Here is a 16,414-nt window from a genome sequence, read left to right as displayed (position 1 = left end):
CCGGTGAATGGTGATGGACATCCCCGAGAATTGGGCGCGCCCGAGGGCGCCGGAGCTCCCAGATGCCCCAGAGCCCCCGGAAACTGAGGCCAACCTGGTGCGCCCCTACACGCTGACCGCCGGTCGAACCCACACCGACGTGCCGTTGCCGCTGGAGGCCCCGGTGCAGACCCTGCGGACGGCGCCGCCCAACCAATGGCCGGTCAACGATCCGCGCGGCCGGATCGTCGAACTGTGTCAGGGAGCCCCGTCGGTCGCCGAGATCTCTGCCCGGCTGAACCTGCCGCTGGGCGTCGCGCGCGTCCTGGTGGGTGATCTGGTCACGTCGGGATACCTTCGGGTGCGTGCCACCCTGACCGAGGCATCCACCCGCGACGAACGCCGAGACCTGATAGGAAGGACCCTTCGTGGCCTACGAGCGCTCGGATAGGCCTTCGGACAGGTCCGCAGCTCCGCGAGACTCGGCCTCGACGAAGATCGTCATCGCCGGCGGATTCGGGGTCGGCAAGACCACGTTTGTCGGTACGGTCTCGGAGATCATGCCGTTGCGCACCGAAGCGCTGGTCACCGATGCCTCCGCCGGTGTCGACGGTCTGGAGGCCACCCCCGACAAGCGGACCACCACGGTGGCGATGGACTTCGGCCGCATCACGCTGGCCGACGACTTGGTGCTGTACCTGTTCGGCACGCCGGGCCAGCGCCGGTTCTGGTTCATGTGGGACGACCTGGTGCGCGGCGCGATCGGCGCGATCATCCTGGTCGACTGCCGCCGGCTGCAGGACAGCTTCGCCGCGGTGGACTTCTTCGAGCACCGCAATCTGCCGTTCCTGATCGCGGTCAACGAATTCGACGGCGCGCCACGTTATCCGGTCGCCGCGGTCCGCAAGGCCCTGGCCCTGGCCGAACACATCCCGGTGATCACCGTCGACGCGCGCGACCCCCGGTCGGCCCGCGACGCGCTCATCGCGATCAGCGAATACGCACTGTCCACCCTGGCGCCGCAGGCTTGAGCGCCGCGCACGAGTGGACCGGGCGCGAGTTGGCCGGCCACGACTTCCGCGATGCGGACCTGTCGCGGCTGCGCACCGAGCGGGTGGTGTTCGACGAATGCGACTTCACCGGCGCCGACCTCGGCGAGTCGGTGCACCGGGGATCGGCATTCCGCAATTGTCGCTTCGAGCGGGCCTCGCTGTGGCATTCCGAGTTCGTCCAGTGCAGCATGCTCGGCTCCCAGTTCGTGCAGTGCCGGATGCGGCCGCTGGTGTTCGACGAGGTGGACTTCACCCTGGCCGGGCTCGGCGGCAGTGACCTGCGGGGGGTGGACCTGAGCGGCTGTCGGCTGCGAGAAGCCAACCTGGTGGAGGCAGACCTGCGCAAAGCGGTGCTGCGGGGCGCGGATCTGACCGGCGCCCGGACTATCGGCACCCGGCTGGACGAGGCGGACCTGCGTGGCGCGCGGGTCGACCCCACGCTGTGGACCACCGCGTCGCTGACCGGCACGCGGATCGACATCGCCCAGGCGCTGACCTACGCGGCCGCCCACGGGCTGCGCCTGGACAGCGCGCAGGACTCCTGAACGCCGCCCGCTAGCGCTTGAGCCGGATCTTCCACCACACCAGCACGGTGTAGAACAACGACAGCAGCGCCAGCATCCCCATGTCCAGCAGATAGATGCCCTTGGTGTGGTCCCAGATGTGGTCTTTGGGGATCTGCGGCACGTTGACCAGCTTGTTGAAGTCGATCGCCGAGGCGCCCGCGGCGTACCCCCACCGGCCCGGCGTCACCCAGGCCGCCTGCGCCAGCCCGGCGCGCCCGGTCACCGGGATCATGCCGCCGGCCAGCACCAGCTGCGACATGATCGAGACCACCAGCATCGGCATGATCTGCTCGTTGGACTGCGCGAACGACGACAAAGCCAGGCCCAGTACCGCGGAGGCCACACAAGTCCCGGCCACGGCGAGGAACAAGTCGAAATTCGCACTGCCGAACATCACGGCGCCCTGCGTCGGCCCGCCCTTGCCCAGAATCACGATGACGGTGGCGATCGCCCCCTGCACCGTGGCGAACGCGCAGAACACCGTGACCTTGGCCAGCAGGTAGGCCACGGTCGACAAGCCCACGGCCTGTTCTCGTCTGAAGATCGGGCGTTCGCCGATCAGGTCTCGAATAGTCAGCGCGGTGCCCATGAAGACCGCGCCGATGATGAGCAGCACCATGATGTACTGCGGCTCGGTCGGCGCATCGGGCCCGGGCATCCCGAGACCACCGTTGCCCTTCACCGTCAGCGACAACGCGCCCACGATAAAGGGAAGCACCGCCAGGAAGACCGAATAGCCCCGGTCGGAGACGATCAGCCGGACTTGGCGGCGGGCGATCGTCGACAGCTGTTTGCGCAGGCTTTCCGCCGGCGGGCTGCCCAAGTCGGCCGGCGGCGTCGACGGGACTGCGGCCGGGGCGCCCTGGTGGCCGCCGTCGCGCTCCAGGAACCGTCGGTTGGCTTCGTCCGGGTCGGCGCCGACATTGGCGAAGATGTCGGCGTAGTTGTCGGCCCCCATCGCCGAGAAGACCTCTTTGGGCGGGCCGTTGTAGGCGGTCTTGCCGCCGGGGGCGATCAGCAGGATCTGGTCGCACACGTCGAGGTAGGACACCGAGTGGGTGACCACCAGCACCACGCGGCCGGCGTCGGCCAGCCCGCGCAGCATCAGCATCACCTGGCGGTCCAGGGCCGGGTCCAGTCCCGAGGTCGGCTCGTCGAGCAACAGCAGCGACGGCCCGGTCAACAGCTCCAGGGCCACCGAGGCACGTTTGCGCTGGCCACCGGAGAGCTTGTCCACCCGGGTGTCGGCGTGCTTGGTCAGCTCGAGCTCCTCGAGCACCTGTGCGACGGCCTTGTCCCGGTCGGCTTTGCTGCTGTCCGGCGGCAGTCGCAGTTCGGCGGCGTAACCCAGCGCCTGGTTGACGGTGAGCTGACGGTGCACCACGTCGTCCTGCGGCACCATCCCGATCCGGCTGCGCAACGAGGCGTACTCGGTGTGGATGTTGTGGCCCTCGAAGGTGACCGAACCCGCGGTGGGCCTGGTGTAGCCGGCGATCAGCCGCGACAGCGTCGTCTTGCCGGCACCCGAGCCGCCGATGATCGCGGTCAAGGTGCCCGGCCGGGCCGTCAGCGAGATGTTGTTGAGCAGTCGTTTGCCACCCTCGACGTCGAAGCAGACATCGCGGACTTCCAGGCCGCCGGTGCGGGTCGCGGCTTCGGTGCGGCGCAGCAGGGTGCCGCCGGTGAACTCCAGGTCGACGTTGCCGATCGTGACCAGGTCGCCCTCGGTCAGGATCGCCGAGCCGATCCGAACGCCGTTGACGAACGTGCCGTTGATGCTTCGGCTGTCGCGGATCTCGGTGCCCAGCGGCGTGGGAATCAGCATGGCGTGGTGGCGGGAGGCCAGCACGTCGGAGATCACGACGTCGTTGTCGGTGGCACGGCCGATGGTCAGGGCCCCGGCCGGAGCGTCCGGCGCGGAGCTGGAGGCCGGCCGCAGGATGTCGATCATGCGGGTGGCGATGTTGCCGACTTCCGGCGGCGTCGCCGACACCGGCGCCATCCGGGTGGCCGGTTGATGCGGGGGGAACACCTCCGCGGGCGCGAGCGGTTGGGGGGGAGATTGGTAGCCGGGGCGCAGTGCGGCATCCGGGGCGGGGCCGGGGGGACCGGACTGATACACCGGTGGCCGGTGCGGTGCGGGCGGCGGGGGATACGGTGCCGGTCCGGTCGGTGGCCGATAGGGCTGCTGCCCGCCGGGATGCCCGGCCGACCGCGGATCCGCATACGGCGCGGGTTCGGGCGGCGCCGGCCAGCCCGCCGGCTGCGGAGGCCGGCCCGGGCGCGCGATGCCGGGCTGCGGCACCTGGATCGAGACGGTCTGCGGCGGCCGGCCGGCCTGACCCTGGTGCCGCCCCACCTCGAAGGCGACCCGGGGCCCGTCCGGGTTGCCGAGGTTGACGGCCTGTCCGTCCCGGATGTCGACGACCGGCACCCGCTGGCCGTTGACGTAGATGCCGTTCAGTGAGCCGTTGTCGATCCCCAGCCACCGGCCCTGCTCGAAGCGCAGCAGCAGGTGCGCCCGCGAGACCAGGGGATGCGGGATGCGGATGTCAGCCCGCAGGTCGCGCCCGATGACGACGTCGTGGCCTGCGGAGAACGTGCCTTGCGACCCGTCGTAGCGGACGGTCAGCACCGGCGGGGCTGGGTGACTCATCGAGTCAACTCTAGCGAGTTGCGTCCGGTGCGCCGGTAACGACGCAGTGCGTCCGCTCATAGATCGTCGGCATGCACTGGTTGCAGTGGATGCATTCCGACAGGGTCGACGGCTCGTCGGCGATCCGGTTGATCAGGTCCGGTTCGGCCAGCAACGCCCGGGCCATCGCGACGAACTCGAATCCCTCGGCCATCGCCTGATCCATCGTCGCGCGGTTGGTGACACCGCCCAGCAGGATCAGCGGCATCGACAGCTCGGCGCGGAACAGCCGGGCGTTGTCCAGCAGGTAGGCGTCGGTGTAGGGGTACTTGCGCAGGAACCTGTTGCCGGTCATCCGCATGCCCCAGCTCAACGGCGGGGGAAAGACCCTGGCGAATTCCTTCACCGGGGCGTGCCCGCGGAACAGGTACATCGGGTTGACCAGCGAGCTGCCGGCGGTCAGCTCCAACGCGTCCAGGCCGCCGTCGTCCTGCAGCCATTTCGCGGTGGTCAGCGACTCGTCCAGGTTGATACCGCCGCGGACTCCGTCGGCCATGTTCAGTTTGGCCGTCACCGCGATCTGTCCGCCCACCGCGCGATGCACGGCCGCCACAATGCCGCGGGCCACCTTGGCCCGGTTGGCCAGCGACCCGCCGAACTCATCGGAGCGGCGGTTGATCAGCGGGCTCAGAAAGGAACTCGCCAGATAGTTGTGGCCGAGATGGATCTCGACGGCGTCGAACCCGGCGTCCACGGCGTAGCGGGCGGCGTCGGCGTGCTGGGCGATGACCAGGTCGATGTCGTCGCGGGTTGCCTTCTTGGCGAAGCGCATGCCGATCGGGTTGAAGAACCGCACCGGGGCCAGGGCGCGGGCCTTGTTGGAGCGCGCGTCGGCGACTGGGCCGGCGTGGCCGATCTGAGCGCTGACCAGGGCCCCCTCGGCGTGCACGGCGTCAGTGAGCCGGCGTAGCCCGGCGACCGCCTCCGGGCGCATCCACAGCCCGTCGTTGGAGGTGCGCCCGCCTTGCGAGACAGCGCAGTAGGCCACGGTGGTCATGCCCACTCCGCCGGCGGCCGGCAGCCGGTGATATTCGATGAGATCGTCGGAGGCCAGCGCATTAGGCGTGCGGTTCTCGAACGTCGCAGCTTTGATGATCCGGTTGCGCAACGTGATCGGGCCGAGCTTGGCGGGACTGAAGACGTCGGGAACGGGCATAGCCGGAGCTTAACGGCGACCGCAAGCGCGGCGAAGCCGGGCGAAGCGGGTCGTCGTCATTGGCGTCGCGCGCGGACATGCCAGACTGTCCGCGTGGGTGCGATTACGTTGGACGGCAAGGCCACGCGCGACGAGATCTTCGTCGACCTTCAGGCACGAGTGGCGGCGCTGACCGCCGCGGGCCGCACGCCTGGTCTGGGCACCATTCTGGTCGGTGACGATCCCGGCTCACACGCCTACGTGCGCGGCAAGCACGCCGACTGCGCCAAGGTCGGCATCACCTCGATCCGCCGCGACCTGCCGGCGGACTGCAGCCCGGCCCAGCTCAACGACACCATCGACGAGCTGAACGCCAACGACGACTGCACCGGCTACATCGTGCAGCTGCCGCTGCCCAAACATCTGGACGAGAACGCCGCACTGGAGCGCGTCGACCCGGCCAAGGACGCCGACGGGCTGCATCCGACCAACCTGGGTCGGCTGGTGCTGGGCACCCCGGCGGCGCTGCCCTGCACCCCGCGCGGCATCGTGCACCTGCTGCGCCGCTACGAGGTGCCGATTGCCGGCGCCCATGTCGTGGTGATCGGGCGTGGCGTGACGGTAGGGCGCCCGCTGGGTCTGCTGCTGACCCGCCGGTCGGAGAACGCCACCGTCACGCTGTGCCACACCGGGACCCGTGATCTTGCGGAGCTGACCCGCCAGGCCGACATCATCGTGGCCGCGGTCGGGGTGCCGCACATGCTCACCGCCGACATGGTGCGTCCGGGCGCGGCGATCGTCGACGTCGGGGTGTCGCGTACCGACGCCGGACTGGTCGGCGACGTGCACCCCGACGTGTGGGAGGTGGCCGGTCATGTGTCGCCCAACCCCGGCGGGGTGGGTCCGCTGACTCGGGCGTTCCTGCTGACCAACGTGGTGGAAAGGGTCGAGGGCACGCTGTGAGGGCCGCCGATGTCCGCCGGGTGATCGCCGCGCAGTGGCCGATCTTGCTGGTCGGGCTGATCTTCACGGCGGCGTTCGTGCTGGCCGGGGCGAACTTCTGGCGGCGCGGCGCGCTGCTGATCGGGATCGGGACCGGGGTGGCCGCCGCGCTGCGCCTGGTGCTGTCCGAGGATCGGGCCGGGCTGCTGGTGCTGCGGGACCGGGGGCTGGACTTCGCGACGATGACGACGGCGGCGACGGTGATGCTCTACGTGGCCGCGACCATCGACCCGCTCGGGACCAGCTAGTCGTTTTTTACCTGTCCGACAATTTCTTGAGCGCGACGGGCGCATCCGCCAGTTCTGCCCATCAGATCGGGTGACGTGTTTGACCCTCCCGCGCGCCGGGAACCCGCGCGGGTACGGCCGGTTCACGTCGGTCGGACGAGTCGGGGAGGAAGCCGGTGCCCGAAATGAATTCATCAGCAGGGTCGTATTCAAGGTCCCTGGGCGTCGAACTGATTCCGGATGTCGACCACGTCCGGTCGCACTACGACCGGTCCAACGAATTCTTTCGGCTGTGGCTGGATCCGACGATGACCTACAGCTGCGCATATTTCGAGCGCGACGATATGACGCTCGAACAAGCTCAGATGGCCAAAGTGGACTTGGCATTGGGCAAGCTGGGCCTGCAGCCCGGGATGACGCTGCTCGACATCGGTTGCGGTTGGGGCTCCACCATGCGGCGGGCCGTCGAGAAGTACGACGTCAATGTCATCGGGCTGACACTGAGCAAAAACCAAGTGGTCCATTGCGCACAGAAATTCGCCGAAATGGACAGCCCACGCTCGAAACAGGTGCGACTGCAGGGCTGGGAGGAATTCGACGAACCGGTGGACCGCATCGTGTCCTTGGGGGCCTTCGAGCACTTCGCCGATGGCGTCGGCACCTACCAGCGCTACGACGACTTCTTCACCATGTGCCACCGCGTCCTGCCCGACGACGGAGTGATGCTCCTGCATTCCATCGTGGTGCCCACCGCCGAAGAGGGCGAGCGGCGGGGGCTGAAGAAGACGATGTCGTTGTTGCGCTTCATCCATTTCATCCTGACCGAGATCTATCCCGGCGGACGGTTGCCGCAGATCTCGATCGTTGACGAGCACGCGACCCGCTGCGGCTTCTCGATCACCCGCCACCAGCTGATCGGGTCGAATTATGTGCGCACCTTGGATACCTGGGCCAAGGCACTGGAAGCGCACAAGGACCAGGCGGTCGAGCTGAAAGGCGAGCAGACCTACGAAACGTTCTTGAAGTACCTGACCGGTTGCCGCGAGCTGTTCCGTGACGGTTACACCGACGTCTGCCAATTCACGATGGAAAAAGCAGTGGCATAAGCGAATTCGGAGGACAAGATGGTCCAGATGACCAATCTCAAGCCGTACTACGAAGAGTCCCAAGCGGCATATGACATCTCCGATGACTTCTTTGCGCTGTTCCTCGATCCGACGATGGCCTACACGTGCGCGTACTTCGAGCGCGACGACATGACCCTCGAGGAAGCGCAGAACGCGAAGTACGACTTGGCATTACGCAAACTCAACCTCGAACCGGGGATGACGGTGTTGGACGTCGGTTGCGGGTGGGGAGCAGGGCTGGTCCGGGCGGTGACGAAGTTCGATGTCAATGTCATCGGTATCACGCTCAGTCGCAACCACTACGCACGCAGCGCGACCAGTTTGGCGGCGATCGAGACCGAGCGGCGGGCGGAGGCGCGCTTGCAGGGTTGGGAGGAGTTCGACGAGAAGGTCGATCGGATCTTCACCATCGAGGCGTTCGACGCATTCAAGAAGGCGCGCTATGCCGCGTTCTTCGAGCGAGCCTACGAGATTCTGCCCGATGACGGCCGAATGCTCTTCCACAGCATATTCACCTATCCCCAGACCTATTGGCGCGAGCATGGCATCAAAGTGACGATGAGCGATCTGCGCTTCGTCCGATTCCTCGGCAAGGAGATCTTTCCCGGCGGGGAGATGGCGGGCCGCGACGACATCTACGAATACTCCCAAGGCGCCGGATTCCATATCCAGGACGCTTTTCTGATGCCGGAGCACTACATCCGGACCCTGGACATGTGGGCGGCCAATTTGCGGAGCAACCGCGAACGCGCCATCGCCCTGCAATCCGAAGAAGTGTACGAGCGCTATCTCCGCTATCTGACCGGCTGCGCCGACCTCTTCCGCAGGGGGATCAGCAACGTCGGGCAGTTCATCTTGACCAAGTAGCGGCCCGGAAGCGAGGCGCGGATATGGCCCGAGTGACTCGGCTCTCCACCGGGAAAGGCCTTCCCGAGGTCGTCATCACCGGAGTCGCGATGACGACTGCGCTGGCAACCGACGCCGACGAAACCTGGAAGAAATTGCTGGACGGGCAGAGTGGCATCCGCAAGCTCGACGACCCGTTCGTCGAGCAGTTCGACCTCCCGGTGCGTATCGGCGGCCATCTGCTCGAGGACTTCGACCACGAGCTGAACCGCAAGGAATTGCACCGGCTGTCATACCTGCAGAAAATGGCGGTCATCCTCGGTCGTCGGGTCTGGGCGAATGCCGGCTCGCCGGAGGTGGATTCACGTCGCTTGCTGGTGTCGATCGGCACCGGGCTCGGCTCGCCCGAAGAGCTGGTCTGGGGATACCAGGGCATGGTGGAGCGCGGCATGAGGGCAGTGTCGCCGCTGGGTGTGCAGAAATACATGCCCAACGCCGCGGCCGCCGCCGTGGGGCTGGAACGTGGCGCCAAGGCGGGTGTCTTCACCCCGATCTCGGCGTGCGCTTCGGGCGCCGAGGGTATCGCGCAGGCCTGGCGCAACATCGTCTACGACGAAGCCGACATCGCGATCTGCGGCGGGGTCGAGACCAAGATCGAAGCGGTGCCCATCGCGGGATTCGCCGCGATGCGCATCGTGCTCTCCACCACCAACGACGACCCGGCGGGTGCCTGCCGGCCCTTCGACGCCGACCGCAACGGCTTCGTGTTCGGCGAGGCCGGCGCCTTGATGGTCATCGAGACTCATGAGCACGCAAAGGCGCGCGGCGCAACGATTCTCGGCCGGTTGATGGGTGCCGGCATCACCTCGGACGGCCATCACATCGTGGCGCCCGATCCGCTGGGCGAACGAGCGGGATACGCCATGACGCGGGCAATGGAACTTGCCGGGCTGGCTCCCCGCGACATCGACCACATCAACGCGCACGCCACCGGGACCCGAATCGGGGACCTGGCCGAGGCCCAGGCGATCAACAACGCCATGGGCGCCCACCGTCCGGCGGTGTATGCGCCCAAGTCCGCGCTCGGCCATTCGGTGGGTGCGGTCGGGGCGGTGGAAGCGATCCTGACCGCACTGACGCTGCGGGACGGTGTGGTCCCGCCGACGCTGAACCTGCACCGGCTCGACCCGGAGATCGATCTGGACGTCGTCGCCGGCGACGTGCGGCCGGGCGACTACCGCTACGCGATCAGCAATTCCTTCGGATTCGGCGGCCACAACGTGGCGCTCGCGTTCGGCAAGTACTAGCAAGTACTAGTAGGGAGCCCGAGGCTGCGAGTGCTAAAACCCGGGGATGGCCGGAATGGCCGGGATCCCACCGGTTAAGCCGGGAACACCGACCGACATCCCCGGGATCTGCGGCAGATCCGGCACCTGACCACTGGCCAGCTGAGACAGCATCTGGGGGCAGTAGATCTGCACGGCGATCTCGGTGAACAGCTGCGCCATCTGCGGCGACAGGGAGGGGCCGCCGCCCAGGCCGGCGACCGGGGCCGCCACTGACGCGGCGGTGCCGGCGGGCTCGGTCAGCATCGGGCACACCGACTGGCCGAGAGCTGCCGTCGCGGCCGGGTCGGCGACCGGAATGCCGGCCCCGGCCAGATCGGACAGGAACGACGTGTCGACCGGGCTCGCCTGCGCCGGTGCCGCGAATCCGGTGGTCGCGATCAGGCCGGCTAGGCCTGCCCCCGCGCCCGCCTTGATCATGAAGCCTGGCATGCATCCCCCTCGTCGTGGTCCGGCGCCGAGCGGTACCCGGGACTTGTCCGAACGTTCTTGTTGAAATCCTGCATCAAAGCGATAACACCGGCGAGTCGGCCGGGTCACGGTTTGCCTACGGCGCTATATCGCCCGGGCCGATGCCGCATTTTCGGGGCTTTGAGCCGAAATCGAGGCTCAACCCGCTACGTTTGTTGGAATCATTCATACAGGGCACATGTAACGCTCAGTTTTATGGGACGAAGAGAGGTCCACGCCAGATGGCTCGACGTCGCAGCGGCACAGTCAATCGTCGGGCCGTAGGGCTGGGCGCCGCGGTCGGCTCGGCCCTGGCGGTCAGCGTGACCGCACCGGTCCCGGCGAGCGCCGAGGTGATCGACGACGTGCTCGAGCAGGTGATGGCGCCGTTCGTGGACGCGGCCACCCACAGCGTGGACTGGCCCGCGCTGTCGAGCCCGGCGGCTTGGGACGCATTCTTCGACCCGGCGCACTGGAACGACGTCCTGGCCGGGATCTCCGGAGCGCCGAGCGCGGGAGCAGCCGATGCGACGGCGTGGCTGCAACAGCTCATCTACACCCCGCTGCACACCGGCATCGAAAGCTGGATCCATGCCACCGGCCCCACGCCAATCCTGGACGGGCTCAACGATCTCAGTAGAGCGCTGGGGTGGGGCGCGATGATCGCCGACGGCACGGCAGGAACCGAGACGCATCCCGACGGCGGTGACGCGGGCTGGCTCTTCGGTGACGGCGGCGCCGGCTGGGACAACAACGCCGGCGGTGGCGGCGGGGCCGGGGGAGCGGCCGGCATGTTCGGCAACGGCGGCGCCGGTGGCGACGGGGGTGACGGTGGTTCCGGGGGCAACGGTGGAGACGGCGGTGCCGGCGGCTGGCTGATGGGCGTCGGCGGTGCCGGTGGCGACGCCGGCAACGGTGTCTACGGCGGCGCCGGCAGCCTGCCGGCGCTGGGCGGTGCCGGCGGTGCGGCCGGCATGTTCGGGATCCACGGCGCGGTCGGGCACTTCGGCACCCTGGCCGGCGCCCCGGACAGTGGCCCCTACACCGGCCTGTCCACCGCCGGCGCCTGGATCACCGACAGCGACGGCAAGGTGGTGATCCTGCACGGGCTCAACCAGGTCTACAAGATCGCGCCGTACACGCCGGGCGCCAACGGGTTCGGCGACGACGACGCGGCGTTCCTGGCGGCCAACGGCTTCAATGCCGTTCGGGTGGGGGTGCTCTGGGCCGGCGTGGAGCCGCAGCCCGGCGTGTTCGACCCCGACTATCTCGCCGCGATCAAGCAGACCGTGCAAACCCTGGCCGACCACGGCATCTACAGCATTCTCGACTTCCACCAGGACTTCTACAGTGCGGGCTTCGGTGGCGACGGCGCGCCGGACTGGGCGGTTCTGACCGGCGGGTTGCCCAACCCCGACGTCGGCCAGATCGGCACCTACCTGGTCAACCCCGCGCAGCTGCACGCCTGGGATGCGTTCTGGTCCAACGCCAAAGCCGAGGATGGGATCGGGCTGGCCAACCACTACGCGCGCTCGTGGCAGTACGTCGCCGACTACTTCAAGGACGACGCGAGTGTGGCCGGCTACGGGATCATCAACGAGCCGTGGCCGGGCTCGCCGTGGCTGTCTGCCGCGTTGGGCAGTCCGCACTTCGACGCCCAGACCCTGACGCCGTTCTACAACCAGATGACCGCGGCGATCCGCTCTGTCGACCCGAACACCCCGGTGCTGTTCGAACCGACTTTCCTGTTCAACACGGCCATACCGACGTCGTTGGGAGTCGTGGACGATCCACACGGCATCTTCGCGTTCCACAACTACTGCCTGGCGAACTCGGTGTTCGACATCGACTTCGGCTGTGGGCTCAACTTCGACATCCTGTTGAACAACGCTGCGGCATATGCCGACTCGCACAACGTCCCGGCGCTGATGACGGAGTTCGGCGCCACCGCCAACGCTGGTGTCATCGCCAATACATTGGCGCACACCAACCCCTATCGGTACGGCTGGCTGGAGTGGGCCTATACCGGCGGTGACGTCGCCAGCAGCTCTCCGGAGGGTCAGGCGCTGGTCTTCGACACCAATCTGCCGCCGGTGGGCGACAACGTCGACGCCGCCAAGCTGGCGGCGCTGGCCGAGCCGTACCCGCAGACGATCGCCGGTGTGCCGACCGCCTGGTCGTTCGCAGGCGGCGTCTTCCACTTCAGCTACTCCACCGCGATGGCTGACGGCTCGGGCGGTTTCGCCGCCGACGCGCAGACCCGAATCGTGGTGCCGGCGCTGCAGTACCCGGACGGCTACCAGGTGGACGTCATCGGCGGGCACGTGGTGTCCGGAGCCGGCTCCTCGGTGCTGGTGATCGCCGCCGACCACGGCGCCAGCACCGTCGACGTCCTGGTCAAGCCGGCCTGAGCGGGAGTGGACCACCCGGAAGCGACGCAAACTTCCAGCCGGACGACTGGCGCGTTCCCAGGGCCAACGCCGTCAGCGGCTGAATTTACTACAGTTAAAACTTAGAGTTATTCAGAATTACTTCAGCATTTCAACATGTAGGGGCTAATGTTCTGCACGCAAAAAGCAGTTTCCGTGCCGCTGCCGGAGGTCGCCATGAAGGTAATCCCCACGTTCCACTCGCTGGGTGTTGCGGCGGTAGCCGTGACCAGCGCCGCCGCGGTGGTGGCTTCGCCGGTCATGACGCCGGCCTGGGCGTCCGCGGCGCGCACGGTGGTCGCGGAGGTGGCGCTGCTCGACAACGTCGCCCTGGTCATGGGCGGCAGCGGCACCCCCATCCCGGGAACGTGGGACTTTCACTGGGCCGACCAATACCTCTCCCACCTCGGGTACGGCGGCTACACCATGCAGGGCGTCTTCACCCCCGAAGGTCTCTACCCCGGAACCGGCGTCAAGAGCCTGCCGCTGGACACCTCGGTCGACCAGGGTGTGCAGATGCTCGACGCGACTCTTCGCGACCGCATCGCAGCCGGCGACAACGTGGTCGTCTACGGCGTCTCGCAGAGCGCCGTCCTGTCGTCGATCGAGATGAACCAGCTGCTCAGCTCCGGCAGTGCCCCCGACCCCGACCAGCTGTCGTTCGTCTTGATCGCCAATGAGATGTTCCCCAACGGCGGCCTGCTGTCCCGATTCGCCGTCCCGGACGTCCCGCTCTACATCCCGTCCATGGGGATCGACTTCTACGGCGGCACGCCCGACACCCCGTACGCGACCGACATCTACATCGCGGAGTACGACGGATTCTCCGACTTCCCGCGCTACCCGCTGAACTTCCTGTCGACGCTCAATGCCGTGCTGGGGATCGCGCTGGTGCACGGCCCCGGCTACAGCCGCCCGGACTCCATCGACAGTGCCCAGCTGTTGCTGGGGTCCACCAACTACGACGGGCCCCTGACGCTGCCCGACGGCGCCTCGGCCGCCCTCAACACCGACTACTACATGATTCCGACGGAAATCCTGCCGCTGCTGCAGCCGCTGCTCGGAATCCCGGTGATCGGCGAGCCGCTGTATGACCTGCTGGAGCCCGTCACCCGGATCCTGATCGACCTGGGTTACGGCAACGTCGACACCTACGTCGACGGGGAGCTGACCCATGGCGGCTGGGACATGGGCCCGGCGAATCTGCTCACCACCTACGGCGTGTTCCCGGACATCGACGTGTTCACCCTGCTGAACTCGCTGGCGCAGGGAGCGCAGCACGGATTCAACGACTTCATCTACGACCTCGGGCACTTGTCGCTGGGCGGCCCGGCCGACGCGCTCGGTTCGGGGATGGACTTCGCGCTGCCGAGCCTCCTCGATGTCGTCAACACGTTCTCCGGCGCGGCCTCGACGCTGTACTCGGTGCTGCTGCCGACCGCGGACATCATCAACGCCTTGCTGACCACCATGCCCGCCTACGACATCAGCATGTTCTTCAACGCATTGGGCAACGGCGACGACCTGCTGACCACACTGACGAACGCCATCGGACTTCCGCTCGCGGCCGACGTCGGGCTGATCCCGACGGCCATCGGTTTCGAACTGATGAGCGTGATGAGCGCGTTCCAGTCGATCGCCAACGACTTCGCCGACCTGTTCAGCGCGTAGCCATCAGGATCAGTGCAGCGTTGCTCGCGTGCACACCGTGATGTAGGGCAGCGCCAGGCCGGTAGACCCGACCAACGCCGGATGGGTGGCCAGCAGGTTGCGGACCTGGTCCAGGGTCTGGGTGCGCACCGCGTCGGGTGAGGTGATGCAGTAGCTGCGCGAGGCGACCAGGTCGATCAGCGCCTGCGGCGTGAGATAACTGGTCCACTCCACCTGGTGGCTTTCGATGTCGCCGAACGGCGCCGGCAGACTCACCCCGGCGTCGACCACGTCGCGGGCGTCCTCGCGGCCGATGATCTTGCCAAGCTCCTTGACCCAGCCCAGCCGTTCGTCGCGAGTGTTCCACACCAACCCCAGCCGGCCGCCGGGCCGCAGCACCCGCACCAGCTCGGGGATGGCCCGGGCGGGGTCGAACCAATGCCACGCCTGGGCCACCAGCACGGCGTCGACGCTGTCGTCGGGCAGCGGGATCTGCTCGGCTGACCCGAGCAGTGCCGGGGTTCCCGGCAGGGCGGTGGCCAGCACCTCGAGCATTTCGGCGATGGGGTCCACCGCCACCACGTCCAGGCCGCGCTCCACCAGGCGGGCGGTGAGCTTGCCGGTCCCGGCGCCCAGGTCGAGGACGTCGCGGGCCCCCGGCGGCAGCAACCAGTCGATCGCCTCCGGCGGGTAGGACGGACGGCCCCGCTCGTAGGCGGCAGCTTGGGAACCGAACGACAGCGAGCGGTCGCGGCGACCCTGATCGGACGGGCTCACCGCCGGCGGTCCCCGGCCGCGCGCGCCAAGTCCAGGGTCTGGCGGATCAGCTCGCCGACCCGGCCGGTCTCCAGCAGAAAACCGTCGTGCCCGCAGTCGGAGTCCACCACCTGCAGGCCGTCGCAGCCGGGCAGCAGCTCCGCCAGCTCGGCCTGCAACCGCAGCGGGTACAACCGGTCCGAGGTGATTCCGGCGACCACCGCGGGGACCGGGCAGCCGCGCAACGCCGCGGCCACCCCGCCGCGTCCGGCGCCGACGTCGTAGCTGGACAGCGAGTCGCTCAGGGTCACATAACTGCCCGCGTCGAACCGCGCCACCAGCTTGTCGCCCTGATACTCCAGGTAGCTCTGCACGGCGTAACGCGGATCCGCTGGATCTTCCTCGGCCTGCGCTCTATTGGCGAAGCGCCGGTCCAGCTCGGCCTCGCCGCGGTAGGTCAGGTGCGCGATGCGCCGGGCGATCGCCAAACCGGCCTCGGGACTGCGGCCGGTGCCGTGGTAGTCGCCGCCCTGCCAGTCCGGGTCGGCCTTGATGGCCGCGATCTGGGTGCTCTGCGTGCCGATCTGGTCGGCGGTCGCCCGGGCGCCGACGGCCAGCAGCAAGCCCGCGCCCACCCGGTCCGGGTGGCTGACCATCCACTCCAGCCCGCGGGCGCCGCCCATCGAACCGCCCAGCACGGCGGCCACCTCGGTGATACCCAGCGCGGCCAGCGCGGCGACGTCCGCCTGCACCTGGTCGCGAATCGTGATCGCGGGAAACTTTGAGCCCCAAGGTTTTCCATCGCGGGCCAGGGAGCCTGGACCGGTCGACCCGCGGCAGCCGCCCAGCACGTTGGTGGCCACCGCACACCAGCGGTCGGTGTCGATCGGGGCGCCGGGACCGATCACCCCGTCCCACCAGCCGGGGGTGGGATGGCCCGGCCCGGCGGGCCCGGTGACGTGAGAATCCCCGGTCAGTGCATGCAGCACCACGACGACGTTGTCGCGCTGGGGCGAGAGCTCGCCCCAGCGCTGCACGGCGATATGCACGTCGTCGAGCACCGCGCCGCTCTCCAATGTCAGCGACCCGATGGGGACCACGCCGGTCTCTCCCTCGGCGGGCAGTAGCTGCCTGGACACGTCGGAGATCGTCAC

The 16,414-nt window shown here is 68.0% G+C and carries 15 protein-coding genes; 10 read left to right on the top strand and 5 right to left on the bottom strand.

Annotated features, from left to right (window positions below; all coding sequences use genetic code 11):
• Positions 1 to 13 precede the first annotated feature (13 nt).
• The 3 genes from K3U94_RS18020 to K3U94_RS18010 are packed head-to-tail and all read left to right on the top strand — an operon-like array spanning position 14 to position 1,576.
• On the top strand, positions 14 to 430 hold the full coding sequence (locus K3U94_RS18020) for a DUF742 domain-containing protein (protein ID WP_220696858.1): 417 nt from the start codon (positions 14 to 16) through the stop codon (positions 428 to 430).
• A complete protein-coding gene (locus K3U94_RS18015; protein ID WP_047321196.1) occupies positions 408 to 1,010 on the top strand; it encodes a GTP-binding protein in 603 nt (200 codons plus the stop codon). The genes K3U94_RS18020 and K3U94_RS18015 overlap by 23 nt, the downstream gene beginning before the upstream one ends.
• The gene (locus K3U94_RS18010) at positions 1,007 to 1,576 is read left to right on the top strand and encodes a pentapeptide repeat-containing protein (RefSeq protein WP_220694598.1); all 570 of its coding nucleotides are present in this window, start codon (positions 1,007 to 1,009) and stop codon (positions 1,574 to 1,576) included. The genes K3U94_RS18015 and K3U94_RS18010 overlap by 4 nt, the downstream gene beginning before the upstream one ends.
• A 10-nt stretch (positions 1,577 to 1,586) precedes the next feature.
• On the opposite strand, the gene K3U94_RS18005 is transcribed toward K3U94_RS18010, so the two are convergent.
• Together K3U94_RS18005 and K3U94_RS18000 are read right to left on the bottom strand one after the other, a co-directional pair.
• On the bottom strand, positions 1,587 to 4,253 hold the full coding sequence (locus tag K3U94_RS18005) for an ATP-binding cassette domain-containing protein (RefSeq protein ID WP_220694597.1): 2,667 nt from the start codon (positions 4,251 to 4,253) through the stop codon (positions 1,587 to 1,589).
• Between the two features lie 10 nt (positions 4,254 to 4,263).
• Positions 4,264 to 5,448: an NADH:flavin oxidoreductase gene (locus K3U94_RS18000; protein ID WP_220694596.1), complete on the bottom strand. Its 1,185-nt coding sequence runs from the start codon at positions 5,446 to 5,448 to the stop codon at positions 4,264 to 4,266.
• A gap of 93 nt (positions 5,449 to 5,541) precedes the next feature.
• On the opposite strand from K3U94_RS18000, the gene K3U94_RS17995 reads away from it, so the two are divergent.
• The 5 genes from K3U94_RS17995 (at position 5,542) to kasB (ending at position 9,936) form a co-directional block, all read left to right on the top strand.
• Complete coding sequence (locus K3U94_RS17995; protein ID WP_047321488.1) at positions 5,542 to 6,390, top strand: bifunctional methylenetetrahydrofolate dehydrogenase/methenyltetrahydrofolate cyclohydrolase; 849 nt, start codon at positions 5,542 to 5,544, stop codon at positions 6,388 to 6,390.
• The gene (locus K3U94_RS17990) at positions 6,387 to 6,677 is read left to right on the top strand and encodes a DUF3017 domain-containing protein (RefSeq protein WP_047321489.1); all 291 of its coding nucleotides are present in this window, start codon (positions 6,387 to 6,389) and stop codon (positions 6,675 to 6,677) included. The genes K3U94_RS17995 and K3U94_RS17990 overlap by 4 nt, the downstream gene beginning before the upstream one ends.
• Positions 6,678 to 6,841: 164 nt before the next feature.
• The gene (locus tag K3U94_RS17985; RefSeq protein ID WP_220694595.1) at positions 6,842 to 7,762 is read left to right on the top strand and encodes a cyclopropane mycolic acid synthase family methyltransferase; all 921 of its coding nucleotides are present in this window, start codon (positions 6,842 to 6,844) and stop codon (positions 7,760 to 7,762) included.
• Between the two features lie 27 nt (positions 7,763 to 7,789).
• On the top strand, positions 7,790 to 8,650 hold the full coding sequence (locus K3U94_RS17980; RefSeq protein ID WP_220694594.1) for a cyclopropane mycolic acid synthase family methyltransferase: 861 nt from the start codon (positions 7,790 to 7,792) through the stop codon (positions 8,648 to 8,650).
• 23 nt (positions 8,651 to 8,673) lie between these two features.
• Positions 8,674 to 9,936 carry a 3-oxoacyl-ACP synthase KasB gene (kasB, locus tag K3U94_RS17975; RefSeq protein ID WP_047321491.1) on the top strand — a complete coding sequence of 421 codons (1,263 nt, stop codon included), beginning with the start codon at positions 8,674 to 8,676 and terminating at the stop codon, positions 9,934 to 9,936.
• 33 nt (positions 9,937 to 9,969) lie between these two features.
• Here the strand turns inward: kasB and K3U94_RS17970 are convergent, their stop codons facing one another.
• On the bottom strand, positions 9,970 to 10,407 hold the full coding sequence (locus K3U94_RS17970) for a DUF732 domain-containing protein (protein ID WP_047321492.1): 438 nt from the start codon (positions 10,405 to 10,407) through the stop codon (positions 9,970 to 9,972).
• A gap of 260 nt (positions 10,408 to 10,667) precedes the next feature.
• On the opposite strand from K3U94_RS17970, the gene K3U94_RS17965 reads away from it, so the two are divergent.
• Positions 10,668 to 12,836 (top strand): cellulase family glycosylhydrolase, encoded by a 2,169-nt coding sequence (locus K3U94_RS17965; protein ID WP_230987206.1) that lies wholly within the window; start codon positions 10,668 to 10,670, stop codon positions 12,834 to 12,836.
• 174 nt (positions 12,837 to 13,010) lie between these two features.
• Positions 13,011 to 14,525 carry a PE-PPE domain-containing protein gene (locus K3U94_RS17960; protein ID WP_230987204.1) on the top strand — a complete coding sequence of 505 codons (1,515 nt, stop codon included), beginning with the start codon at positions 13,011 to 13,013 and terminating at the stop codon, positions 14,523 to 14,525.
• A 9-nt stretch (positions 14,526 to 14,534) separates the two neighbouring features.
• Here the strand turns inward: K3U94_RS17960 and K3U94_RS17955 are convergent, their stop codons facing one another.
• Together K3U94_RS17955 and metX are read right to left on the bottom strand one after the other, a co-directional pair.
• Positions 14,535 to 15,281, bottom strand: coding sequence for a class I SAM-dependent methyltransferase (locus tag K3U94_RS17955; protein ID WP_047321493.1), 747 nt, complete (start codon positions 15,279 to 15,281; stop codon positions 14,535 to 14,537).
• Positions 15,278 to 16,414, bottom strand: a complete 1,137-nt coding sequence (metX, locus tag K3U94_RS17950; protein WP_220694593.1) for a homoserine O-acetyltransferase MetX — start codon at positions 16,412 to 16,414, stop codon at positions 15,278 to 15,280. Before metX ends, K3U94_RS17955 begins: the two co-directional genes overlap by 4 nt.

Origin of the sequence: Mycolicibacter heraklionensis, assembly GCF_019645815.1 — a bacterium.
Lineage (GTDB): Bacteria > Actinomycetota > Actinomycetes > Mycobacteriales > Mycobacteriaceae > Mycobacterium > Mycobacterium heraklionense.
This window is presented reverse-complemented; position numbering and strand designations above follow the sequence as displayed.